The sequence below is a fragment of the Sphingomonas flavalba genome, assembly GCF_047553045.1.
Classification (GTDB): domain Bacteria; phylum Pseudomonadota; class Alphaproteobacteria; order Sphingomonadales; family Sphingomonadaceae; genus Sphingomonas_L; species Sphingomonas_L flavalba_A.
In genome coordinates, this window is the sequence record NZ_CP180208.1 from 2,546,739 (window position 1) to 2,569,796 (window position 23,058).

Annotated in this window: 19 protein-coding genes; 11 read left to right on the plus strand and 8 right to left on the minus strand. The window is 69.2% G+C overall.

All coding sequences use genetic code 11. From position 1 onward, the window contains the following. Positions 1–33: 33 nt before the first annotated feature. From pyrE to ACMT1E_RS12205, 5 genes are read left to right on the plus strand one after another with little or no spacing between them, the layout of a single operon-like run. Positions 34–615: an orotate phosphoribosyltransferase gene (gene pyrE, locus ACMT1E_RS12185; RefSeq protein WP_414900556.1), complete on the plus strand. Its 582-nt coding sequence runs from the start codon at positions 34–36 to the stop codon at positions 613–615. Further along, positions 612–1,334: a pyridoxine 5'-phosphate synthase gene (locus ACMT1E_RS12190; RefSeq protein WP_414900557.1), complete on the plus strand. Its 723-nt coding sequence runs from the start codon at positions 612–614 to the stop codon at positions 1,332–1,334. Before pyrE ends, ACMT1E_RS12190 begins: the two co-directional genes overlap by 4 nt. Next, the gene (acpS, locus tag ACMT1E_RS12195) at positions 1,331–1,744 is read left to right on the plus strand and encodes a holo-ACP synthase (protein WP_414900558.1); all 414 of its coding nucleotides are present in this window, start codon (positions 1,331–1,333) and stop codon (positions 1,742–1,744) included. Before ACMT1E_RS12190 ends, acpS begins: the two co-directional genes overlap by 4 nt. After that, a complete protein-coding gene (gene lepB / locus ACMT1E_RS12200) occupies positions 1,741–2,610 on the plus strand; it encodes a signal peptidase I (RefSeq protein ID WP_414900559.1) in 870 nt (289 codons plus the stop codon). The genes acpS and lepB overlap by 4 nt, the downstream gene beginning before the upstream one ends. Then, positions 2,607–3,704, plus strand: a complete 1,098-nt coding sequence (locus ACMT1E_RS12205; protein WP_414900560.1) for an AI-2E family transporter — start codon at positions 2,607–2,609, stop codon at positions 3,702–3,704. Before lepB ends, ACMT1E_RS12205 begins: the two co-directional genes overlap by 4 nt. Before the next feature lie 5 nt (positions 3,705–3,709). On the opposite strand, the gene ACMT1E_RS12210 is transcribed toward ACMT1E_RS12205, so the two are convergent. Next, the gene (locus ACMT1E_RS12210; protein WP_414900561.1) at positions 3,710–5,500 is read right to left on the minus strand and encodes an ABC-F family ATP-binding cassette domain-containing protein; all 1,791 of its coding nucleotides are present in this window, start codon (positions 5,498–5,500) and stop codon (positions 3,710–3,712) included. A 115-nt stretch (positions 5,501–5,615) separates the two neighbouring features. Here ACMT1E_RS12210 and ACMT1E_RS12215 point away from each other — a divergent pair, with 115 nt between their 5' ends. The 4 genes from ACMT1E_RS12215 to ACMT1E_RS12230 all read left to right on the plus strand — a co-directional run bounded on the left by ACMT1E_RS12215 (position 5,616) and on the right by ACMT1E_RS12230 (position 10,545). Next, positions 5,616–6,110, plus strand: a complete 495-nt coding sequence (locus ACMT1E_RS12215) for a hypothetical protein (RefSeq protein WP_414900563.1) — start codon at positions 5,616–5,618, stop codon at positions 6,108–6,110. 135 nt (positions 6,111–6,245) lie between these two features. Beyond that, complete coding sequence (locus tag ACMT1E_RS12220; RefSeq protein ID WP_414900564.1) at positions 6,246–6,911, plus strand: response regulator transcription factor; 666 nt, start codon at positions 6,246–6,248, stop codon at positions 6,909–6,911. A gap of 89 nt (positions 6,912–7,000) precedes the next feature. Further along, on the plus strand, positions 7,001–8,308 hold the full coding sequence (locus ACMT1E_RS12225; RefSeq protein WP_414903417.1) for an ATP-binding protein: 1,308 nt from the start codon (positions 7,001–7,003) through the stop codon (positions 8,306–8,308). Between the two features lie 173 nt (positions 8,309–8,481). Then, positions 8,482–10,545: a M13 family metallopeptidase gene (locus ACMT1E_RS12230; RefSeq protein WP_414900565.1), complete on the plus strand. Its 2,064-nt coding sequence runs from the start codon at positions 8,482–8,484 to the stop codon at positions 10,543–10,545. 54 nt (positions 10,546–10,599) lie between these two features. Here the strand turns inward: ACMT1E_RS12230 and ACMT1E_RS12235 are convergent, their stop codons facing one another. Continuing rightward, positions 10,600–11,142 carry a SixA phosphatase family protein gene (locus ACMT1E_RS12235; protein ID WP_414900567.1) on the minus strand — a complete coding sequence of 181 codons (543 nt, stop codon included), beginning with the start codon at positions 11,140–11,142 and terminating at the stop codon, positions 10,600–10,602. Continuing rightward, the gene (locus ACMT1E_RS12240) at positions 11,139–13,859 is read right to left on the minus strand and encodes an ATP-dependent DNA helicase (protein ID WP_414903419.1); all 2,721 of its coding nucleotides are present in this window, start codon (positions 13,857–13,859) and stop codon (positions 11,139–11,141) included. The genes ACMT1E_RS12235 and ACMT1E_RS12240 overlap by 4 nt, the downstream gene beginning before the upstream one ends. 168 nt (positions 13,860–14,027) lie before the next feature. Between ACMT1E_RS12240 and ACMT1E_RS12245 the strand changes: the two genes are divergently transcribed. Beyond that, positions 14,028–15,608 (plus strand): lysine--tRNA ligase, encoded by a 1,581-nt coding sequence (locus ACMT1E_RS12245; RefSeq protein WP_414900569.1) that lies wholly within the window; start codon positions 14,028–14,030, stop codon positions 15,606–15,608. Then, on the plus strand, positions 15,601–16,284 hold the full coding sequence (locus ACMT1E_RS12250; protein ID WP_414900571.1) for a hypothetical protein: 684 nt from the start codon (positions 15,601–15,603) through the stop codon (positions 16,282–16,284). Before ACMT1E_RS12245 ends, ACMT1E_RS12250 begins: the two co-directional genes overlap by 8 nt. A 130-nt stretch (positions 16,285–16,414) precedes the next feature. On the opposite strand, the gene ACMT1E_RS12255 is transcribed toward ACMT1E_RS12250, so the two are convergent. The 5 genes from ACMT1E_RS12255 to mgtE form a co-directional block, all read right to left on the minus strand. Continuing rightward, positions 16,415–18,244 carry a DUF885 domain-containing protein gene (locus ACMT1E_RS12255; RefSeq protein WP_414900573.1) on the minus strand — a complete coding sequence of 610 codons (1,830 nt, stop codon included), beginning with the start codon at positions 18,242–18,244 and terminating at the stop codon, positions 16,415–16,417. A 160-nt stretch (positions 18,245–18,404) separates the two neighbouring features. After that, positions 18,405–18,887, minus strand: coding sequence for an RcnB family protein (locus ACMT1E_RS12260; RefSeq protein WP_414900575.1), 483 nt, complete (start codon positions 18,885–18,887; stop codon positions 18,405–18,407). Between the two features lie 141 nt (positions 18,888–19,028). After that, positions 19,029–21,197, minus strand: a complete 2,169-nt coding sequence (locus ACMT1E_RS12265; protein ID WP_414900577.1) for a primosomal protein N' — start codon at positions 21,195–21,197, stop codon at positions 19,029–19,031. 38 nt (positions 21,198–21,235) lie between these two features. After that, on the minus strand, positions 21,236–21,625 hold the full coding sequence (locus tag ACMT1E_RS12270; RefSeq protein ID WP_414900579.1) for a DUF1489 family protein: 390 nt from the start codon (positions 21,623–21,625) through the stop codon (positions 21,236–21,238). A 26-nt stretch (positions 21,626–21,651) separates the two neighbouring features. After that, the gene (mgtE, locus tag ACMT1E_RS12275) at positions 21,652–23,055 is read right to left on the minus strand and encodes a magnesium transporter (protein WP_414900581.1); all 1,404 of its coding nucleotides are present in this window, start codon (positions 23,053–23,055) and stop codon (positions 21,652–21,654) included. Between the last annotated feature and the right edge of the window lie 3 nt (positions 23,056–23,058).

Below are 23,058 nucleotides of genomic sequence, written 5' to 3' on the forward strand. Positions count from 1 at the left end.
AGGGCGGCCGCGCTGAAGGACAAGGCAAAGGGCATGACAGACGACGAGATATTGGCGGAATTCCGCGCCGCAGAGGCGCTGCTGGAGGGCCATTTCATCCTGTCGTCGGGGCTGCGCAGCCCGCGTTATCTGCAATGCGCGCGGGTGCTGATGAACCCGGCGCGCGGCGCGCGGCTGGCCTCGGCGCTGGTCGAAAAGCTGCCGGCGGCGGTGCGATCGGCGATCGACGTCGTCGTTTCCCCGGCGATGGGCGGCATCATCATCGGCCATGAAATGGGCCGGGCGCTCGGTGTCGACGCGCTGTTCGTCGAACGGCCGGACGGCGTTTTCGCGCTGCGCCGCGGCTTCCGCCTCACCCCAGGCCAGCGCGTGCTGATGATGGAGGACGTCGTCACCACTGGCCTGTCGTCGCGCGAAGCGATTGCCGCGATCCACCGCGCCGGGGGTGAAGTGATCGCCGCCGGCGCACTGGTCGACCGGTCGGACGGCGCCGCCGACCTTGGTGTCCCCTTCTATCCGCTGATCCGCCTGTCGGTACCCAGTTACGCCGCCGATTCGCTGCCGCCGGACCTTGCGGCGATCCCCGCGGTGAAACCGGGGAGCCGCGCGGCATGACCCTTCGACTGGGCGTCAACATCGATCACGTCGCGACGATCCGCAACGCGCGCGGCGGCGCGCATCCCGATCCGGTCGCCGCGGCGGTGGTCGCCGCCGGCGCCGGCGCGGACGGCATCACCGCGCATCTGCGCGAGGACCGGCGCCACATTACCGATTCGGACATCGCCCGGCTGATGGCCGACATCGCGCTGCCGCTGAATCTGGAAATGGCGGCGACGGAGGAAATGCTGGCGATCGCGCTGGCCCACCGCCCCCATGCCGCCTGCATCGTCCCCGAAAAGCGGGCGGAGCGGACGACGGAAGGCGGGCTGGACGTCGCTGGCCAGCAGGCGGCGTTGACCCCGTTCGTCGCCGCGCTGCGCGACGCCGGCATCCGGGTCAGCCTGTTCATCGAACCGGACCCGCGCCAGATCGCGGCGGCGGTGGCGCTCGGCGCGCCGGTGGTGGAACTGCACACCGGTCGCTATGCGAATCTCGACGGTGCCGGCCGGGTCGCCGAACTGCGCCGCCTCGCCGATGCCGCCGCCCTCGCCGCCAAGAACGGCATAGAGGTCCACGCCGGCCATGGGCTGACCTTCGATACGGTGATCCCCGTCGCCGCGATTCCGCAGGTCGCCGAGCTGAACATCGGCCATTTTCTGATCGGCGAAGCGATCTTCACCGGCCTCGCCGCCAGCGTCGCGCGGATGAAGGCGCTGATGGCCGAAGCGCGGTGATCGTCGGCGTCGGCTCGGATCTGTGCAGCATTGCGCGGATCGAATCCTCGCTCGCCCGGTTCGGCGCGCGGTTCGAGCAGCGGGTGTTCACCGATGCCGAACGCGCCAGGGCGGCACGCCGGCCGCTGACCCGCGCCGGCACCTATGCCAAGCGATTCGCCGCCAAGGAGGCCTTTTCGAAAGCGGTTGGAACCGGCTTCAGGCGCGGCGTGTTCATGCGCGACATCGGCGTCGTCAACGCCCCGTCCGGGGCGCCGACGCTGGCGTTGACCGGGGGCGCGAAAGAACGGCTCCAATCCCTGATCCCGCCGGGCTATGACGCCCGGATTCATTTGACCTTGACCGACGATCACCCCTGGGCACAGGCTTTCGTCATCATCGAGGCCGTGCCGAAGGAGGGAATCGCTTGAGCGATTCGAACAGCAACACCACGACGCCCGCCCCCATCGACAAGAAGGGGAAGAAGGGCACCGACTGGTGGGGTGAGATCAAGGGCATATTCTGGCTGGTGCTGGCGGTGTTCACCTTCCACAGCTTCATCGCCAAACCGTTCTACATCCCGTCGGAATCGATGATGCCGGGGCTGCTGGTCGGCGACCGGCTGGTCGTGTCGAAATATCCCTATGGCTGGTCGTTCGTCTCGCCGACCTTCCACCTGCTACCCTATTTCCCCGGCCGGCTGTTCGGCCGGCTGCCGGAACGCGGCGACGTCGTGATCATCTCGCCGCCCGGCGAGCGGGTCGACTATATCAAGCGCGTCGTCGGCCTGCCCGGCGACCGGCTGGAAATGCGCGGCGGCACCCTCATCATCAACGGCGTGCCGGTGAAGCGGGCGCGCCGCGCCGACGCGATGATCCCGGTCGACACCAACGCGCCGTGCAGCGATATTCAGTTCCCCGGCCGGCTGGTCACCCAGCCCGACGGCAAGCAATATTGCCGCCTGCCGATCGTGCGGGAAACCCTGCCCAACGGCCGCAGCTACGACACGATCGACCTGGGCGACGGGCCGACCGACAATTTCGCCGCGCTGACCATCCCGGCCGACAATGTGTTCGTGATGGGCGATAACCGCGACCGCAGCGCCGACAGCCGGGTGTCGATCGCCGACATGGGGCTGGGCGGGCCGGTGCCGTGGGAAAATCTCGGCGGCCGCGCGGAATTCATCACCTTCTCGCTCGATGGCGACACGGTTCTGTACAACCCGATCAGCTGGATCACCGCGCTGCGCTCCGGCCGGGCGGGGACCAGCCTCCACCCGGATGAAGACGCCCGATGAGCGACAAACCGGCCCTTCCGCCACAGGGGCCGGGCCCCGTTGAAATGGCCGATCCGGCGCTGCGCTTCGAAGTGAAGCGCGCGCTGGTCTGGCTGTCGCTGATCGTCGGCTTCGCGCTGGTCGTGCTGCTGATCCAGCCGATCATGCTGATCCTCGCCGGGCTGGTGCTCGCGTCGATGCTCGACGGCGGCGTCCGGCTGCTCGGCCGGGTGCTGCCGATCGGCCGCGGCTGGCGGCTGCTGCTCGTCACCCTCGCCGTCACCATATTCATCACCGGAACGACGATCCTCGCCGGGGTGGAGATCGCGGCGCAGGCAAGCGAGTTGAGCGCCGTCGTCCAGGAACAGGCGGTGCGCTTCTTCAACTGGTTGTCGGGCACCGGCCTGTTGCCCGCCGGCAAGACCGATCTGTCCGGCCTGGCGCAGCAGGCGATGGGGTCGATCGGCCGGCTGACCAGCTGGGTCGGCACTGCCGCCGGCGCGATCGGCAGCGCGGTGATGATCCTCGCCATCGGCCTGTTCGTGGCGATGGAACCGCGCGCCTATGGTCAGGGACTCGAATGGCTGGTCCCGCGCGAATCACGCGTCGAGTTCAGCCACACCCTCGACCACATGGCGCTGGTGCTGCGCCGGCTGCTCGCCGGCCGGCTGTTCGGCATGCTGTTCGAAGGGGTGCTGATCTGGATCGTGCTGTCGATCGGGGGGGTGCCGATGGCGCTGCTGCTCGGCATCATCACCGGCATCCTCGCTTTCATTCCCAATATCGGCGCCTTCGTCAGCGGGGTGCTGATGGTCGCCGTGGGCTTCAGCGCCGGGATGGATACCGGGCTGTGGGCGATCGCCACCTATTTCATCGTCCAGACTTTCGACGGCTACGTCGTCATCCCGCTGGTCGCGCGCAAGACGGTGGACATGCCGCCGGCGCTGACGCTCGGCTGGCAGGTGCTGGTCGGCAGCGTCCTTGGCCTGCTCGGCCTGATGCTCGCCGATCCGCTGCTGGCGATGATCAAGACCGCGCTGGAACGCAGCGCCGAAACCGGCAACCCGGACGCGCCGCCGAAACCGGCGCGCCGCCGCCGCGCCGCAAAGGGCTGAAGCCCCTAGCCCAGCGCCTCGACCTGTTCGGCCAGCAACAGCCAGCGTTCCTCGGCCGCATCCTTCTCGGCGCGGGCGGCGGCAATTGCCTCGGTCAGCGCGGCGAAGCGCGCCGGATCGCGCGTATACAGGTCGGCATCGGCCAGCGCCGCCTCGTCGCGGGCAATCGCCGCCTCGATCGCCTCGATCCGCGCCGGCAGCAGATCATAATCGCGCTGGTCCTTGTAGCTGAGCTTGGTCGCCGGGGTGCGCGGCGGCGCGGCCTGCGCCTTCGCCGCCGCCGGCTTGCGCGGTTCCGCCACTGGCGCCCGCCGCCGTTCCCAGTCGGCATAGCCGCCGGCAACGACGTCGACCTTGCCGGACCCGTCGAGGCCCAGCGTCAGCGTCACCGTCCGGTCGAGGAAATCGCGGTCATGGCTGACGATCAGCACCGTCCCGTCATAATCGGCGATCACTTCCTGCAGCAGGTCAAGCGTCTCCAGGTCCAGGTCGTTGGTCGGCTCGTCCAGCACCAGCAGGTTGGATGCGCGGGCGAACTCGCGGGCCAGCAGCAACCGCGACTGTTCGCCGCCGGACAGCGTGCCGACCGGCGCGTCCGCCAGCCCCGGCGCGAACAGAAAGTCCTTCAGATAGCCCTGGATATGCTTGCGTGTCCCGCGCACGTCGATCCAGTCGCCACCGTCGGCGAGTATGTCGCGCACCCGCTTCTGCGGTTCCAGCAGGCTGCGTTGCTGGTCGATGACAATGCCGTCCAGCGTCCGCGCCAGCGTCACGCTGCCCTCGTCCGGCGCCAGCTCGCCGGTCAGCAGGCGCAGCAGCGTCGTCTTGCCCGCGCCGTTGGCGCCGACAATGCCGATTCGGTCGCCGCGCTGGATGCGCAGGGTGAAGTCGCGGATGACGGCGCGGCGCTCCGCCCCCTCGCCGAAATGCTTGCTCACCTTGTCGGCGACGATCACCGACTTGGTCTTCACGTCGTCGCTCGCCGCCGCCAGCTTGGCGGTACCGGCCGGGCCAAGCATCGCCGCGCGCTGCGCCCGCATCTGGTTCAGCTTTTCCAGCCGCCCCTGGTTGCGGCGGCGGCGCGCGGTGACGCCGCGTTCCAGCCAGTGCAGCTCCAGCTTCAGCTTGGCGTCCAGCTTCTCCGCCGCGCGCGCTTCCTCGGCGTAGACCTTCTCCATCCACCCCTCGAACCCGCCAAAGCCGATCTCGGCGCGGCGCAGGCTGCCGCGGTCGAGCCACAGCGTCGACCGGGTCAGCCGGGTCAGGAAGGTGCGGTCGTGGCTGATGACCAGAAAGGCGCCGGCGAATCGGTTCAGCCAGCCCTCCAGCCAGTCGATCGCCATCAGGTCCAAATGGTTGGTCGGCTCGTCGAGCAACAGCACGTCCGGCTCCTGCGCCAGCGCGCGGGCAATCGCGGCGCGGCGCCGCTCGCCGCCGCTCGCCGTCGCCGCCGGCCGGCCGAGGTCGAGGCCGATCTGGTCGGCGATCGCCTCGACCGCGTGGCGCTCCGGCGCATCCGGCCCGGACAGGGCGAAATCGCGCAGCGTCGGGTGGGCGGCGACCGGCGGGTCCTGTTCGAGCAGGATGACGCGGGCGCCCGGCACGATGGTCCGCCGCCCGGCATCGGCGTCGATCTGCCCGGCGAGCAGGCGCAGCAGCGTCGTCTTGCCGGCGCCGTTGCGGCCGATCAGCGCCAGCCGGTCGCGTGGGTTGATGTGGATGTCCAGCGCACTGAACAGCCAGCCGCTGCCCTGGATCAGGCCAAGGCCTTCGTAAGAGAGGATCGGTGCCGCCATCGCCGCTGCCCGATAGTCGGTCGGGCGGCGTCCGTCACCCCGTCGGCTCGCACTTTCGGCTGATCCGTCACATTCATGGCCTATTCAAGCCTTGCCGCTTATGGCGGTCGGCGAAATGAGGATTTCGACGCATCTTGCCCTGGCGGCGCTGGCGGCGTCCGGCCTGACCGGAACGGTCGCGCCGGCGGCGGCACAGCAGCGCGGCGCGCAGGAAGACGAAGCTCGGCGCGGCGATGTCCGGCCGCGCGGCAGTCTGTACGAAGTCTATCGCGCCCGGCGCGGCAACCCGGACAATGCCCGGCGCCCCAACGGACGCGGCGATCCGAACGCCGCCTATCCGATGCCGGAAAAACGCAACCCCTACGAAGCGATGCGCGCCCGGCGCGGCGACCAGTACGAAGCGTATCGCGCCCGTGTCCACGGGCAGGTCCGCTCGCTGCGGGAAATCGAAGGGCGTGTCGTCCCGCGCATGCCCGGCTCCACCTACATCGGGCCGGAATTCGATTCGGCCAGCGGCAACTACCGGCTGAAATTTCTGCGCGGCGGCCAGGTCATCTGGGTCGACGTCGACGGCCGGACTGGACAGGTGCGCGGCCGTTCGGGCTATTAAGGCGGCGCGCGGCGGAATGGATGCCGGTTTCCAGCAAAAGCGTCGCTGCGACAAAATTATAGAGCAAGCGGCGTGGTTCACCTATCACCCCGCTTGCTCTAGACAAGCGAACACCCGTTTCCCGAAAGGAATCCGATGCGCGTTCTGATCGTCGAGGACGAACCGAGCCTGGGCCAGCAGCTCCGCAATACCCTCGAAGCCGCGGGCTATGCGGTGGATCTCGCCACCGACGGCGAGGACGGCCATTTTCTGGGGGCGACCGAAAGCTACGACGCGGTCATCCTCGACCTCGGCCTGCCGGAAATCGACGGGCTGACCGTGCTCGACCGCTGGCGCAAGGACGGGCGGACAATGCCGGTGCTGGTGCTGACCGCGCGCGACAGCTGGTCGGACAAGGTCGCCGGGCTGGACGCCGGCGCCGACGATTATCTGGCCAAGCCGTTCCAGTCGGAAGAACTGATCGCCCGGCTGCGCGCGCTGATCCGCCGCGCCTCCGGCAATGCCAGTTCGGAACTGACCGCCGGCGATGTCCGCCTCGATACGCGCAGCGGCAAGGTCACCCTCGCCGGGGACCCGGTGAAGCTGACCGCGCAGGAATACAAGCTGCTCAGCTACCTGCTCCACCACAAGGGCAAGGTGGTCAGCCGCACCGAGCTGATCGAGCATATCTACGATCAGGATTTCGACCGCGACTCGAACACGATCGAAGTGTTCGTGACCCGTATCCGCAAAAAGCTGGGCGCCGACGTCATCACCACCATCCGCGGCCTCGGCTACAGTCTGGAGGACCCGGACGCCTGACCGCGCCCGCGCTTTGAATGACCGCCGAACCAGACGACCTGCCGGAAACTCCCGCGCGGCGGCGTTCGACCGGCTCGCTCAGCCGGCGGATGATCGTCGTCGCCGCGCTGTGGATCAGCCTGCTGCTGCTCGGCGGCGGCATGGCGCTCGATCGGGTGCTCAGCACGGCGATCACCCGCAATTTCGACGAATCGCTCGAATATGTGCTGACCGCGATGATCGCCTCGGCGGAAATCGGCCCGAATGGAGAGGTGCTGCTCAACCGCCCGCTCGGCGACCAGCGCTTTCTCGAACCCTATTCCGGCCTCTATTACCAGATCAGCGGCGACGGCTTCGACCATTTCCGTTCGCGCTCGCTGTGGGATCGCGCGCTCGCCGTCGCCCCCGGCCATGCCGACGAGAATGTCCATGTCTATGACAGCAAGGAATTTGCGGACGCGCCGCTGCGCGTGCTCGAACGCGATCTGAAACTGCCGGGGTCGTCGGTCGTCTGGCGGTTCCAGGTCGCCCAGTCGCGCGAAGGGCTGAACGCCCAGATCGCGACGTTGCGCGAAACGCTGATCAAGAGCTTCGCGCTGCTCGGTATCGGGCTGATCGCGCTCGCCGCGCTGCAGACCTTCTATGGCCTGTGGCCGCTCAGGAAGGTGCGGGAAGCGATCAGCGCGATGCGCACCGGCAAGGCCAGCCGGGTGACGGAAGCGATGCCGAACGAGGTCACGCCGATGGTCGAGGAACTGAACGCCCTGCTCGAACATAACGAACGGCAGGCGGAAGAGGCGCGGCGCCATGCCGGCAACCTCGCCCACGCACTGAAAACGCCGCTGACCGTGATCATGAACGCGGCGACCGCCGCCGCGCCGGATCTGGCCGAATCGGTGATGCGCGAAGCGACGACGATGCGCCGGCAGGTCGACCACCATCTCGCCCGCGCCCGCGCCGTCGGCCGGCGCGGCCACGCCCATAGCCGGGCGGAGGTGTGGCCCAGCCTGCAGGCGGTCGAACGCGCCGTCTCCCGCCTCTACGAAAATGTCCGCCTCGACATGGACGGGCGCAAGGACCTGGCCGTCCGCGTCGAGCGGCAGGACCTCGACGAAATGCTCGGCAACCTGATCGAGAACGCGGCGAAATACGGCGGCGGCAGCGTGTTCGTCACCGTCGGCGCCGACAACGGCTTCGTCGATATCGCGATCGAGGACGACGGCCTCGGCATCCCGGAGGAAAAGCGCGAGCGGCTGTTCCAGCGCGGCGAACGGCTCGACACCACCAAGCCCGGCACCGGCCTCGGCCTTGCCATCGTCCGCGACGTCGCCGAAATCTACGAAGGCTCGGTCGCGCTGGAGGAAAGCGAGGACCTCGGCGGCCTCCTCGTCCGCCTCCGTCTCCCCGCAGCGGGTTAGAGTTTGCCCTGTTTAAGCTGCACCGGCCCGCTCCCCCACCCGCCACGATCCCCTGGATCCCGCCCGCTTCGGCGAACCCCCGCCCGGCGCCGACGAACGACATCGCCACGCCTTGCCTGCGAAAACCGTGCGTTTACAACAGGCCCATCCATATCAGCATCCCGGGGACTTCGATGACCAAGCGCAATCTGATCGGGGCGGCAATGCTCGCTCTGGCGACCACCCTCGCCCAACCTGCCGTCGCCCAGGCGGCACCGGCCGCCGCGACGCCGGCGAAGCCGACCTTCGGCAGCTTCGGCTTCGACATCGCCGGCATGGACAGGGGCGTCGCGCCCGGCGACGATTTCTACAAATTCGCCAATGGCGGCTGGGACAAGGCGACCGCCATTCCCGAAGACCGTGCCTCCTGGGGCTCTATGGTCGTGCTGCGCGACCTGTCGGACCAGCGCACCCGCGCGGTGATCGAGGAATCGGCCGGCGCCCATGCCGCGCCCGGTTCCGCGACGCAGAAGGTCGGCGACTATTTCGCCAGCTTCATGGACGAAGCGGCGATCGAGGCGAAGGGCGCCACGCCGCTGCAACCGCAACTTGCAGAGATCGCGGCGGCCAAGTCGGCCAGCGATATCGCCCGGCTGTTCGGCGAGGACCAGTGGCTCGGCATCGACACGCCGATCGGCGGCGGGGTCGAACAGGACCTGAAGGACAACACCGTCTACGCCGTCTACATCGGCCAGGGCGGGCTCGGCCTGCCCGACCGCGACTATTATCTGGTCAAGGACAATCCGAAATTCGCCGAGGCGCGGACCAAATATCAGGCCTATATCGCCCAGCTGCTGACCCTTGCCGGCATCGGCGACGCGGCGGCGAAGGCGCAGCGCATCTTCGACCTGGAGACCAAGATCGCCCAGACCCACTGGACCCGCGCCGAATCGCGCCAGATCGACAAGCTCTACAACCCGGTCGCCACCGCCGACATCGCCGCCACATACCCCGGCTTCGACTGGCATGCCTTCCTGACCGCCGCCGGCGTCGCCGACCAGCCGCAGATCGTCGTCACCCAACCGAGCGCCGTCACCGGCATCGCCGCCCTCGTCGCGTCGGAACCGCTGGACACGTGGAAGGACTATCTCGCCTTCCGCGCGATCAGCAACGCCGCCCCGCTGCTGTCCAAGCCGTTCGTCGACGCCAATTTCGCGCTCTACGGCAACACCCTCGCCGGCACGCCGCAGTTGAAGGAACGCTGGAAGCGCGGCGTCGATCTGGTCAACGGCGGCATGGGCGAAGCGGTCGGCGAACTCTACGTCGCCAAATATTTCCCGCCCGAATCCAAGGCAAAAATGGAGGCGCTCGTCGCCAATCTGCGCACCGCGCTCGACGGCCGACTGTCGCGGCTGGCGTGGATGGCGCCTGAAACCAAGGCCAAAGCGCGCGCCAAGCTCGCCGCCTTCACCTCGAAAATCGGCTATCCCGACACATGGCGCGATTATGGAAAGCTGGAGATCCGCCGCGACGATGCCTTCGGCAACGCCCAGCGCGCCCGCCGCTTCGAATATCAGCGCAACCTCGACAAGATCGGCAAGCCGGTCGACAAAAGCGAGTGGGGGATGACCCCGCAGACGGTCAACGCCTATGCCAACCCGCTGATGAACGAAATCGTGTTCCCGGCGGCGATCCTGCAGGCGCCGTTCTTCGACCCCAATGCCGACGACGCGATCAACTACGGCGCGATCGGCGCGGTCATCGGCCACGAACTCAGCCACCATTTCGACGATCAGGGCCGCAAATTCGACCCGCAGGGCAACCTGGCCGACTGGTGGACGGCGGAGGATGTCACCCGCTTCAAGACCTATACCGACAAGGTCGTCGCCCAGTACGGCGCCTATGAACCGATCCCCGGCAGCCATGTGAACGGCGAACTGACGCTGGGCGAGAACATGGCCGACCTCGCCGGCCTCAACATCGCCTACGACGCCTACCAGTTGTCGCTCCACGGCAAGCCGGCGCCGGTGATCGACGGCTACACCGCCGATCAGCGCTTCTTCCTCGGCTATGCGCAGGTCTGGCGGTACAAGGCGCGCGACGCTGCGGTGCAGCAGCAACTGACCACCGACCCGCACACGCCGGGCAACTGGCGCCCCTATGTCGTGCGCAACCTCGACGCCTGGTACAAGGCGTTCGACGTCAAACCGGGCCAGACATTCTACCTGGCGCCGGATCAGCGCATCAAGGTCTGGTAAGCCACGGGCGGCGGGGGCCGGCGACCGCGCCGGCCCCGCCCGTCAGGCGTTCCGTCACTCGCGCCCGGGGCCGAGCGCCGGGTCCAGATCGCGCGGCCGCACGAAACGAGCCAGCACCCCGCCCCCGGCGTCGATGTCGGCCCAGCGGTCGACGGCGAATTGCAGCTCAGCCAGGCTGGCGGTCGGAAATTTCTCCTCGACATCGTCGCGCAGCCGGTCCTCCGGCCGGTCCGGCACCAGCAGCAGCACCAGATCCTCCAGCCCCGGATTGTGCCCGGCGAGCAGCAGGCTGCCAACATCGTCCGCCGTCTCGCGCACCAGGTCGCACAGCGTCGCGGCGGAGGCGAGGTAGATGCGCTTGTCCCACACCGGCGTCATCGGCCGGCCCAGCCCGTCCCACACCCCGTCCAGCGTCTGCACCACCCGCACCGCCGGCGACGCGATCACCCGGTCGAACGCCATGCCCGCCTCGCGCATGTGGCGGCCGACGGTCCGCGCCGCGCGCGCGCCCTTGGCGTTCAACGGCCGGTCGAAATCCCTGGGCACGGTGTCGTCCCATTGCGACTTGGCATGGCGCAGCAACGTCAACGTCTTCATCGTGTCTCCGGCATCCGCTCTCCGCCTGTCTCTTGCCCCACTTCCGTTACCGATGAAAGGCGTCCGCCGACCCGCGCGACCGCTTCGGCCAGGGTGACGCGCGTCACCGGCGTGCCGGGCGGAAAAGCGGTGAGCAGGCGTGACGGCATCGCGGCGGACAGCAGCACGAAGGTGCCGTGGTCGTCGGCGCGGCGGATCAGCCGGCCGAACGCCTGCGCCAGCCGGGCGCGGATCATCCGGTCGTCATAGGCGCCGCCGCCACCCGCCATCTTGCGCGCGACGTGGAGGACGCTCGGCTTCGGCCACGGCACCCCCTCCATCACCACCAGCCGCAGCGAATGGCCGGGCACGTCGACGCCGTCGCGCAGCCCGTCGGTGCCGAGCAGCGAGGCGCGCGGATCGTCGCGGAAGATGTCGACCAGCGTGCCGGTGTCGATCGGGTCGACATGCTGGGCGAACAGCGGCAACCCGTCGCGCGCCAGCCGGTCGGCGATCCGCGCGTGGACGGCGCGCAGCCGCCGGATCGCGGTGAACAGGCCAAGCGTGCCGCCGCCCGCTGCCGCGATCAGCGCGGCATAGGCGCCGGCGAGCTGAGCGATGTCGCCGCGCTTGACGTCGGTGACGATCAGCACCTGCGCCTGCGCGCCGTAGTCGAACGGGCTGGCCGCGGCGAAATGTATCGGCGGCTGGGTCAGGTGGACGGCGCCGGTGCGCGCCTCCGCCGCCGCCCAGTCACCGCCGCCGGTCAGCGTCGCGGAGGTGACGAGCACGCCATGCGCCGACTTCAGCACCGCGTCGGCCAGCGGCCGCGTCGGGTCGAGCCAGTGGCGGTGCAGGCCGATGTCATATTCGCGCCCCTCCGCCCGGTCGACCGCCAGCCAGTCGACGAAATCGGGGTCGACCGGCCCGCCGGCACGGGCGAGCAGCGCCAGCCAGCCGGACAGCGTCTCGGTCCGCCAGCCGAGCGAGGCGATCGCCCCTTCCACCCGCGCCCGCGCCTGCCCGTCCAGCCAGTCCGGCCCGTCCTGCAGCACCGCCTCCAGCCGGCGGCCGAGCCGGACCAGCGGGCGCAGGATCGCATCCAACGCCTCCGCCGCCACCCCCGCCGCCTCGACCAGCGCACCATCGAGCGCCGCCATCTCGGTTTCCAGCCCGTATCCGGCATCCTCGCCACCGTCGCGGGCGTAGACGGCGCCGCGCACCGCCGCGAGCAGCGCCTCGACCGGGCCAAGCGCCCCCCCTTCCGCCACCCGCTGCAACCAGCCGTCGCCGGGCAGCGCCTGCGCCGCCGTCGTCGCGGCGGCGATCGCCCGGCCGCCTTCCTCGTCATAGCTGGCGACGTCGGACAGGCGGGCGGCCAGCCCGCGCCGGCGGCCGCGCCCCTTGCGCTCCGGCCCGGTGATCCACCGGCGCAGCTCGATCGCCTCCTGCCCGGACAGCGCGGTCGAGAACATCGAATCGGCCGCCTCGAACAGATGATGCCCCTCGTCGAAGACGATGCGGGTCGGGCGCTGCGCCTCCTCCCGCCCGCGAGCGGCGTTGACCATGACCAGCGCGTGGTTGGCGACGACGATGTCGGCATTGGCGCTGGCACGGACCGCGCGCTCGATGAAGCATTTGCGGTAATGCGGGCAGCCGGCATAGACGCACTCGCCGCGCCGGTCGGTCAGCGCGGTCGATCCGTTGCGGCGGAACAGCGTCGGCAGCCAGCCGGGCAGGTCGCCGCCGATCATGTCCCCGTCGCGGCTATAGGCGGCCCAGCGCGCGACAAGCTGCGCCAGAATCGCCGCCCGCCCGGCAAAGCCGCCCTGCAGCGCATCCTCCAGGTTCAGCAGGCACAGGTAATTCTCCCGCCCCTTGCGGACGACCATCCGCCGCCGCCGCGCCGCCGGCTCGGGGAACAGCTTCGCCCCCTCGCGGTCCAATTGCCGCTGCAACGCCTTGGTATAGGTCGATACCCAGACGGCGCCGCCCGCCGCCTCCGCCCACAGCGAGGCGGGCGCCAGATAGCCCAGCGTCTTGCCGATGCCGGTGCCCGCCTCCGCCAGCATCACCGTCGGCGTATCGCGGGCAACGCGCGGGCGGAACACCGCGCTCGCCGCCTCGGCATAGGCGCGCTGGCCCGGCCGCGTCTCCGCCCCCGCCCCGGTCAACTGGTCGAGCCGGTCAAGCGCCGCCGCCGGGGCGACGCTGATCGGGCGCGGCGCCGGGCGCTGCCCGCTCTCCTCCCATTCCGGCAGCTTGGCGAACAGCCAGCGTTCGGCCTGCGCCGGCCGCCGCAGCCGGTCGCCGACCGCCGCCGCCCACGGCCAGCGCAGCCGGTGCAGCGCCTGCGCCGCCGTCCACGCCCCTTCCCGCTCCGGCCAGCTTTCGTCCTCCAGACGGTCAAGCAAAACCCCGGCCGCACGCAGCAGCAGCGCGGCGGTCTCGACGTCACCGGCCGGCGGCGGCAGGCCCAGCGCCGTCGCCAGCCCTTTCGGCGTCGGCACCGCGAAACGCGCCGGGTGGACGAAGGCGAACAGCTCCAGCAGGTCCAGCCCGGACAATTCGGCATAACCCAGCCGCTGGCCGACCAGCGGCGCGCCAAGCAGGATCATTGGCGTATCCGCCGCCCGCGCGATCGCCTCGCCACGCCCCACCGCCCGCGTCTCGCCATCCGGCGCCGCGATCCAGATACCGGCATGGCTCGCGTGCAGGGCAGGATAGGCAAGCGACATCGCACGACCCTTGCCCACCCGGAACAGGTTGGCAACACCCTTCGCCACCCCAACCCCACACCCCCACCCCGTCATGGCGAGCGCAGCGAAGCAATCCACACCCCCGGGCCGATTTGCCCGCCCCCGGTTGCGCTTCGCGGCAACAGGCGGCACAGGGCGGGGGTGACCATGAACGATCCCATCGCGCTCCGCGCCGCCGCGCTGCAGTCCAAGGCCTGGCCGTACGAGGAGGCGCGCAAGCTGCTGAAACGCTACCCGGACGGCGCGCCGGCCAAGGGCCATGTGCTGTTCGAGACCGGCTACGGCCCGTCGGGCCTGCCGCATATCGGCACGTTCAACGAAGTGCTGCGCACGACGATGGTCAGGAATGCGTTCCACGCCCTGTCGGACGTGCCGACCCGGCTGATCGCGTTCAGCGACGACATGGACGGGCTGCGCAAGGTGCCGGACAATGTGCCGAACAAGGCGATGCTCACCGAACATCTCGGCAAGCCGCTGACCCGCATTCCCGACCCGTTCGAAAAATACGAATCCTTCGCGCATCACAACAATGCGATGCTGCGCGCCTTTCTCGACCGGTTCGGCTTCGATTACGAATTCGCCTCGTCGACCGACTATTACCTGTCCGGCCGCTTCGACGCGGCGCTGAAGCAGGTGCTCGTCCATTACGACGCGATCATGGCGGTGATGCTGCCGACGCTGCGCGCCGAACGCCGCGCCACCTATTCCCCGGTGCTGCCGATCAGCCCGAAGAGCGGGGTGGTGCTGCAGGTACCGGTCGAGGTGGTCGACGCCGAAGCCGGGCTGATCCGCTTCGAGGATGAGGGTGAGACGATCGTCCAGTCGGCGCTGTCCGGCCTCGCCAAGCTGCAATGGAAGGTCGACTGGGCGATGCGCTGGGTCGCGCTCGCCGTCGATTACGAGATGGCCGGCAAGGACCTGATCGATTCGGTCGTCCAGTCGGGCAAGATCGCCCGCATCCTCGGCGCCCGCCCGCCGGAAGGCTTCAACTACGAGATGTTCCTCGACGAAAAGGGCGAGAAGATCTCCAAGTCGAAGGGCAACGGCCTGTCGCTCGAACAGTGGCTGACCTACGGCACGGAAGAGAGCCTGGCCTTCTTCGCCTATCGCGAGCCGAAAAAGGCGAAGCAGTTGCACATGGGCGTCATCCCGCGCGCGATCGACGATTACTGGCAGTTCCGCGCCGCCTATCCCGGTCAGCCGGTCGAACAGCGGCTCGGCAACCCGGTCCATCACATCCACGACGGTGCCGTGCCGGCGGAGCCGCTGCCGGTCACCTTCAGCCTGCTGCTCAACCTCGCCGGCGTGCTCGGTGCCGACGCCACCGCCGCGCAGGTATGGGGGTACCTTTCCAATTACGTGGCTGATGCAACCCCGATAACCTACCCGGAACTCGACCGGCTGATCGGCCACGCCCTCGCCTATAACCGCGACGTCGTCGCCCCGACCCTCAATCGCCGCAAGGCGACCGGGGTCGAGGCGGAGGCGCTCGCCGCGCTCGACACCTTCCTCGCCGCCGCCGACCCGGCGACCGGCGCCGACGCGCTGCAGAACGAAATCTACGAGATCGGCAAACGCTTCTACGGCAAGGAGGCTCTGCGCGACTGGTTCAAGGCGCTCTACGAAACCCTGCTCGGCTCGCCGCAAGGCCCGCGCATGGGCAGCTTCATCGCGCTCTACGGCGTCGCCAATAGCCGCCGCCTGATCGCCGAAGCGCTCGGTGCTTAAACGCCTGCTGCTCGCGCTGCTGTTGCTGCTCGGCGTGGCAACGGCGGCGCAGGCGGCCAGCCCGCGCGCCCTGCTGACCGCGGCGATCTTCGACGATGCGGACAAGACGGCGGTGCTCGCCGGCATCGACGCCGCCGGCCGCGCCGCAACGACAACCCTCGCCCACGCCCCGCGCGACAGCGAGGCGCGGCTGGTGAAGGCGATGGCGGTCGGCTACCGCGCGACGCTGGAACGCAGCCGGCAGGGCGCGATGGCGGCGCGGACGGAGATCGAGGCGGTCGTCGCCGCCGAACCGCACAACCCGGACGCGCAGATCGCCGTCGCCGGCTGGCATCTCGACGCGATCGCCAGCGCCGGCGCCCTGCCCGCCCGGCTGGTGCTCGGCGCCAGCCGCGACGCCGGGCTGGCCGCGCTCGACCGGGCGGTGGCGCTGCGCCCCGACCATGCGATGTATCCGGCGCTCGCCGCGCTGATGCGGATCAGGCTCGACCCGCGCGACATCGCCCGCGCCCGTTCGCTGGCCGAGGCGGCGGTGGCGGCGGAAGCGACAACCCCGCTCGACCGGCTGCTCCGCCAGCGCGCCGCCGCTTTGCTCGAACCGCTCCGCGCCGGCGACGGCAAGCGCGCCAGCGCCCTTGCCGTCCGCCTGCTGCCGCTCGGGCAGGTCAAGCGCTAGAGTTTGTCCGCTTCAGGCGGAAACGGCACCTGCCCGCTCCCCCACCCGGCCTCCCATATCATACTGCCGTTGGGAGGCCGGGTGGGGGAGCGGGCAGGTGCCGCTTAAACAGGACAAACTCTAAGCGCCGTCACCCCCGCTTTTTCGTCGCGATCCAGGCGTCGATCTTCTTCTCCAGCACGCTCATCGGCAGCGCCCCGGTCATCAGCACCTGGGCATGGAATTCGCGCGGGTCATATTGCGCGCCCAGTTCCTGCTGCGCCTTGGCTTTCAGCTTCAGAATGGTCAGCGCGCCGATCTTGTAGGCCAGCGCCTGCCCCGGAATGGCAATGTAACGCTCAACCTCGGCAACGGCATCGGTCTCGCTCATCGGCGAGTTGGCCAGCATGTAGGCGATCGCCCGGTCGCGGGTCCAACCCTTGGCGTGGATGCCGGTGTCGACGACCAGCCGCATCGCGCGCAGCATCTCGTCGCTCAGGCCGCCCATCCGCTGATAGGGGTCGGTCTCGACGCCCAAGTCCTTGTACAGCGTCTCGGCATAGAGCGCCCAGCCCTCGACGAAGGCGGTGTTGCCGCCAAAACGCATGAAGGCGGGCAGCGCCGGATTCTCCTGCGCCAGGCTGATCTGGAAATGATGGCCCGGCACCGCTTCGTGCAGGTAGAGCGTCTCCATCCCCCACAGGTAGCGGCTCGGCAGATCATAGGCGTTGTAGTAGAACACGCCCGGGCGCGATCCGTCCGGCGTGCCCTGCTGGTACGACCCGCCGGCATCGGTCTTTTCCCGGTAATCCGGGACCGGGCGAATCTCCAGCGGCGACTTGGGCAGGGTGGAAAACTGCTCGGGAATGCGGGTCCACACCCGCTTGCCGATCGCCTCATAGCCTTCGCGCAACTGGTCCTTGCTGGTCGGCTTGAACCGCGCGTCCCCGCGCAGGAAGGTGAAGAATTCGGCGAGCGTGCCCTTGAAACCGACCTGCTGCTTCACCGCCTCCATCTCGGCGGTGATCCGCTTCACTTCCGACAGGCCGAGGTCGTGAACATAGTCCGCGGTCAGCGGCAGCGTCGTGTTCTGCTCGATCAGATAAGCATAGAGCCGGTCGCCGCCCGGCATCGCGGACAGGCCGACACTGTCACGCGCTACCGGCAGATACTCGTTTTTCAGGAAATCGCGCAGCCGGATGTCGGCCGGGATGATCTGGTCTCGGATAATGTCGGCATAAGCCTTGGTCAGCCGCGCCCGGTCGGCGGCGGCCATGCCGTCGGGAAACGCCTTGACCGGCCCGTAAAAGGTCGATCCTTCCACCCCTTGCGCAATCTGCAGGTCAAGCTGGTCGATGACGTTGTTGACCACCAGCTTCGGCTGGACGACGCCGGCCTTCATCCCCTGCCGGAAGCGGGTGATCGCCTCGTCGAGCAGGTGCACATATTCGCGGTGCCGCTTCAGGTTGTTCTCGTAATCGGCCAGCGTCTTGAACGGCGCCGCCCCCTGGCCGGAGGCAATGTCCGGGTAGAAGGTGTGGAAACCATAGAAATGGTCGATCGGCCGCACCGCGGTCAGCGCCAGCAGGTCCGGTTGCAGGCCACGCAGGCCAAGCTCGGTCTGCCATTTGAACACGTCGTAGGCGACCTGGTTGGTGGGGTTCAGCCTGGCCCGGTCGATAGCGCGCAGCGCGGCAAGGTCATCCTCCGCCGCCTTGCGTTCACCCGCGAAATACGCGTCGCTCAGATAATCGCCGAGCCGGTCGGCATAGCGCAGGTCGCCACGGAACAGCGCCTGGATCGGGTTGCGCTTCAGCCCGGCCTCGTCGCTGTCGTGGAACAACGCCAGCAGCCGGGCATCCTCCGCCCCCTGGCTGGCGGCGGGAGAGGGCGTCGGGGCCTGCGCGCCGACAGGCGCCATGGGCAAGGCAAAGGCGGCACCGGCAAGCAGCGCGGCGCAAACAGAACGGATCGATGGCATCGGAAAAGACTCCGCTTTCAGCATGGCCCCAGCTTTAGGCCGAAGCCCTGATAAACGGGAGGAATTTTTCGACGAACAGCATGCCCGCGTGGCGAAGCGGGCATGAAAATGGGGCCGGCGGTAAACCGCCGCCCCCGAAATCCGGTCCTGACCGACTCCTTTACCAGAAGAAACCGCGATGGACGGTCAGCACCCGGCCGGTCCGCATGTTCACCAGCAGCACATCGTTGCCGTACCGGACCCAGCGGGTTCCGGCGCGCGGCGCGCCCAGCCGGTAAGCGGCGGGATTGCCGATCAGGTAACGCTGGCCGTAAAAGGCGCGCGGCAGACTGTAACCGACAGTCACCGGCCGATAGCGCCATCCGCGAACCGGCGCGGCATAGGCCGGGCGGCGAAAGGCGTTGCGGTTGGTCCGGCGGTAATCCTGCCAGTCCTCGCGATATTCGCGGCGGGCCTCACGCACGTCGCGCTGCTGCTTGCGCACGTCCTGCTGGGTACCGTACCGCCGCGCGTGATCAAGCTGCTGCTGCTGGCGCTGGATCTCCATCCGGTCCCGCTGCAATTCGCCACGCGACTGCGCAATGGCAGAAGTGGCGGGAAGCGCGACGGCCGCCATCAGGGCGGTGAAAATCAGTTTGCGCATGGTCTGTCTCCAATCTCCCAGGCCTGCTCCGAACGCGCCATTCGCATTTCGGTGCCGGCCTGGTTCCCGTCTTCTCGTCGATTCGTGCTGAATTCGCGCGGAATGACTTCGTCAGCGAAATGAAAGGAAATCGGGCGGGAGCTAAAGAAAGCTGTACGGATCGACATCGACGGCGACGCGCACGCTCGCCGGCCAATCAAGCGCGCCCAGCCAGTCGCGGATCACCTCCTGCACCGGCAGGGCGCGGCGGGCGTGAACCAGCAGGCGCTGGCGGTGCCGTCCACGCAACATGGCAAGTGGCGCCGGCGCCGGGCCATAGACCTGCATGCCGTCGACACGCGGCGCGGCGCGGCCGATCAGCCGCGCCGTCTCCACCGCCGCCTCCGCCTTTTCCGATGACACGACGATCGCGGCGAAGCGGCCGAACGGCGGCGCCCCGGCATCGCGCCGCGCGGCGGTTTCCGCCGCGTAGAAGCCGTCGGCGTCGCCGGTGACAAGCGCGCGGATCACCGGCGCTTCGGGATCGAAGGTCTGGACGAGCACCCGCCCCGGCTTCTCCCCCCGCCCGGCGCGGCCGGCGACCTGGGCGATCTGCTGGAAACTCCGCTCGGCGGCGCGCAGGTCGCCGCCCTGCAAGCCCAGATCGGCATCGACGACGCCGACCAGCGTCAGTTCGGGGAAATGATAGCCCTTGGTGATCAACTGGGTGCCGACGACGATGTCGATCGCTCCCGCCTCCATCCGCGCGACGAACTCGGCGGCGCGGGCCGGGGACCAGATGGTGTCAGATGTGACGATAGCGGTCCGCGCCTCCGGAAACAGGGCAGTGACCTCGTCGGCGATCCGCTCGACACCGGGGCCGCAGGCGACCAGACTATCCTCCGCCTTGCATTCCGGACAGGCGGTCGGCGGCGTCATCAGGTGACCGCAATGGTGGCATTGCAACCGGCGGACCAGCCGATGCTCCACCATCCAGGCGGTGCAGTTCGGGCATTGGAAGCGGTGGCCGCAGGCACGGCACAGGGTCAGCGGCGCATAGCCGCGCCGGTTGAGGAACAGCAGCGCCTGCTCGCCGCGCTCCAGCGTTTCCGCCAGCGCCGCGACCAGCGCCGGGGCCAGCCAGCGCCCGCGCTCCGGCGGGTCGGCGACCAGGTCGAGCGCGGCGATGTCCGGCATATCCGCCCCGCCATAGCGCGCCGGCAAATGCAGCACGCGATAGCGGCCGATCTCAACCTGATGCAGCGTCTCGATCGCCGGCGTGGCGGAAGCGAGCACGACCGGAATCCCCTCCAGCATCGCCCGCATCACCGCGACGTCGCGGGCGTGGTAGGGAACGCCCTCTTCCTGCTTGAAGCTGGTCTCGTGCGCTTCGTCGACAACGATCAGGCCGAGCGCCGGATAGGGCAGGAACAGCGCCGATCGCGCGCCAACCACCACCTTCGCCTCGCCGCTGGCGATCGCCCGCCAGGCGCGGCGGCGCTGCGACTGGCGCAGGTCGGAATGCCAGGCGACCGGGGCAACGCCGAACCGCGCCTCGAACCGGCGCAGGAACGGCTCGGTCAGCGCGATCTCCGGCAACAGCACCAGCGTCTGCCGCCCGGCGCGTAGTGCGGCGGCGATCGCCTCGAAATAGACCTCCGTCTTGCCGGAGCCGGTAACGCCATCGAGCAGGATCGGCTGGAACGCCGCGGCATCGACCGCCGCGGCCAGATCGGCGGCCACCGCCGCCTGCGCCTCGGCCAGCACCGGCGGCGCATGGTTGGGGTCGGGGACCGGATAGGGGCTGTCGAGCGCAACCTCGACCGGCTCGATCGCCCCGGCCTTGACCAGTCCGCGAATCACCGCGTCGGACACGCCGCCGATCGCCGCCAGTTCGCGGACCAGTCCCTGCCGCTCGCCGATCCGCTCCAGCGCCTGCGCCCGCTGCGGCGTCGTCCGCTCGGGCGTTCGCCCCGTCGCCCGGTATTCGGTGATGCTGCGCCCGCCTTCCAGCGCGGATGCGCTGGCCAGCGCCATGCGTAGCACCGCCGCCGGGGGCGCGAGATAATAGGCGGCGGTCCACTCGATCAGCCGGCGCAGCGGCGCCGGCAGCGGCGGCGCGTCGTGCACGCCGACAAGGTTGCGCAGCCGGTTGTCGCCAACCTCGCCGGCAGAAGGCAGTGATTCCGCTTCCCACACCACGCCGGTCAACTGGCGCGGACCGAGCGGGGCGACGACGATGCTGCCGGGCGCAACGTCCATGCCGCGCGGCACCCGGTAGTCGAGCGGGCCGAGCGCGGGGTTGAGCAGCAGGACGCGGGCGCGGGACATGATCGTCAGTTAGGCGCTGCCGCGCGCTTCGCAAAGGCTCAGAGCAGCGCGAGCGCGGCCAGCGCATCGCGGATCGCCGGCGGCAGGGCCTCCCCGCCGGTAGCCGCGGCCAGGTCGGGCGGCGCATCCGCCCCGGTCAGGTACCGCCAGCCCTGATGGGCGCGGCGCGGCCAGGCCTGCACCGGCAGCAGTGCCGCATCGAGCCGGATGATCCAGCGCGGCGCGTCGGCGACCGGCTCGAAAGCGACGATCGTCTGCCGAGCGACCAGATGGTGCTTGATGATCCAGTACAGCGATCCACCGACCAACTCGGCATGGCGCGTCGGCCGGTACCGTGTGGTCACGTCAACGGTGCCGCCGGTAGCGCGCGCCGCGATCCGCCCGGCCAGCGCCTCGAACCCGGTGCAGCCGACCGCGACCTTGGTCATGTGCAGCGCCGCCATGCCCGCCCGCGTCAGCCGACCAGGCCGGACGCCGCGGCCAGCCCGAGAAACACGAAGAACCCCATCGAATCGGTGGTCATCGTCACGAAGATCGACGACGCGACCGCCGGGTCGGCCTTCAGCCGCTCCAGGGTCAGCGGCACCAGCACCCCGGCCAGCCCGGCAATGACGATATTGGCCAGCATCGCCGTCGCGATCACCACGCCCAGCAACGGGTTCTGGAACACCAGCGACACGCACAGGCCGATCACCACCGCAATCGTCGCGCCATTCAGCAGCGCGACGCGGATCTCGCGCATCACCGCGCGCCAGCGGTTGGTCCGGGTCAACTGGTTGGTGGCAAGCGCCCGCACGGTGACGGCCAGCGTCTGCGTCCCCGCATTGCCGCCAACCCCGGCGACGATCGGCATCAGTGTCGCCAGCGCGACCATCCGCTGGATCGTCCCTTCGAACAGGCTGATGATCGACGACGCGACAAGGGCGGTGGCCAGGTTGACGACCAGCCAGCGCACCCGCGCACGGTAGCTGTCGAGCACCGGCTCGTTGATGTCGCCGTCGCCGGCGCCGGACAGCTTCAGCACGTCCTCGCCGGCTTCCTCCTGAACGATGTGGAGGATGTCGTCGACGGTGATCATGCCGACCAGCCGCCCGGCCTGATCGACGACGGCGGCAGAGATCAGCCCGTATTTCTGGAAGCGCAACGCCACTTCCTCCTGATCCATGTCGACCGGGATCAGGGTCTGCTCGCGCTGCATCACGTCGGCGAGCTGGATAGTGCGCGGCGTGCGCAGCACCCAGCTCAGCCGCAGCGTGCCGATCGGCCGGTGTGCCGGGTCGACAACAAAGATTTCCCAGAAATCGGTCGTGAGGTCCTCGTTGGACCGCAGATAGTCGAGCAGATCGCCGACCGTCATATTCTCACGCACCGCGATCAGCTCGCGCTGCATCAGCCGGCCGGCCGATTCCTCCGGGTAGCTGAGCGCCTCCTCGATCGCGGCGCGGTCGTCCGGGTCAAGCGCGCGCAGCACCGCCCGCTGCTCGTCCTCTTCCAGATCCTCGATGATCGCGACAGCGTCGTCGGTGTCGAGCTGGCCGGCGATGTCGGCGACCTGGTGCGCGTCGAGCTCGTCGAGCAGCGCCTCGCGCACCCAGTCGTTCATCTCGGCGAACACGTCGGCGTCGAGCATCTCGGCCAGCGCGGTGGCCAGCGCCGGGCGCCGCTCTTCCGGCGCCACCTCGAACAGGTCGGCGATGTCGGCCGGGTGCAGCGGCGCGACCAGCGCCCGCGCGCCCTCGTCATCGCCCGCCTCGACCCGGTCGAGGACGGCGGCGACAAATGCCGGGGTCAGCCGGTCCTCGTCGTCATGGCTGGGCTCGACGGCGGCATCGGTGGCGGCAAGCTCGCTTTCGCTCATCGC

Bases quoted from the DNA above. Each gene is read 5' to 3' on its own strand.
- pyrE (WP_414900556.1), top strand. From the start codon at position 34: ATGACAGACGACGAGATATTGGCGGAATTCCGCGCCGCAGAGGCGCTG.
- ACMT1E_RS12190 (WP_414900557.1), top strand. From the start codon at position 612: ATGACCCTTCGACTGGGCGTCAACATCGATCACGTCGCGACGATCCGC.
- ACMT1E_RS12205 (WP_414900560.1), top strand. From the start codon at position 2,607: ATGAGCGACAAACCGGCCCTTCCGCCACAGGGGCCGGGCCCCGTTGAA.
- ACMT1E_RS12210 (WP_414900561.1), bottom strand. From the start codon at position 5,500: ATGGCGGCACCGATCCTCTCTTACGAAGGCCTTGGCCTGATCCAGGGC.
- ACMT1E_RS12215 (WP_414900563.1), top strand. From the start codon at position 5,616: ATGAGGATTTCGACGCATCTTGCCCTGGCGGCGCTGGCGGCGTCCGGC.
- ACMT1E_RS12220 (WP_414900564.1), top strand. From the start codon at position 6,246: ATGCGCGTTCTGATCGTCGAGGACGAACCGAGCCTGGGCCAGCAGCTC.
- ACMT1E_RS12225 (WP_414903417.1), top strand. From the start codon at position 7,001: ATGATCGTCGTCGCCGCGCTGTGGATCAGCCTGCTGCTGCTCGGCGGC.
- ACMT1E_RS12230 (WP_414900565.1), top strand. From the start codon at position 8,482: ATGACCAAGCGCAATCTGATCGGGGCGGCAATGCTCGCTCTGGCGACC.
- ACMT1E_RS12235 (WP_414900567.1), bottom strand. From the start codon at position 11,142: ATGAAGACGTTGACGTTGCTGCGCCATGCCAAGTCGCAATGGGACGAC.
- ACMT1E_RS12240 (WP_414903419.1), bottom strand. From the start codon at position 13,859: ATGTCGCTTGCCTATCCTGCCCTGCACGCGAGCCATGCCGGTATCTGG.
- ACMT1E_RS12245 (WP_414900569.1), top strand. From the start codon at position 14,028: ATGAACGATCCCATCGCGCTCCGCGCCGCCGCGCTGCAGTCCAAGGCC.
- ACMT1E_RS12255 (WP_414900573.1), bottom strand. From the start codon at position 18,244: ATGCCATCGATCCGTTCTGTTTGCGCCGCGCTGCTTGCCGGTGCCGCC.
- ACMT1E_RS12260 (WP_414900575.1), bottom strand. From the start codon at position 18,887: ATGCGCAAACTGATTTTCACCGCCCTGATGGCGGCCGTCGCGCTTCCC.
- ACMT1E_RS12265 (WP_414900577.1), bottom strand. From the start codon at position 21,197: ATGTCCCGCGCCCGCGTCCTGCTGCTCAACCCCGCGCTCGGCCCGCTC.
- ACMT1E_RS12270 (WP_414900579.1), bottom strand. From the start codon at position 21,625: ATGACCAAGGTCGCGGTCGGCTGCACCGGGTTCGAGGCGCTGGCCGGG.
- mgtE (WP_414900581.1), bottom strand. From the start codon at position 23,055: ATGAGCGAAAGCGAGCTTGCCGCCACCGATGCCGCCGTCGAGCCCAGC.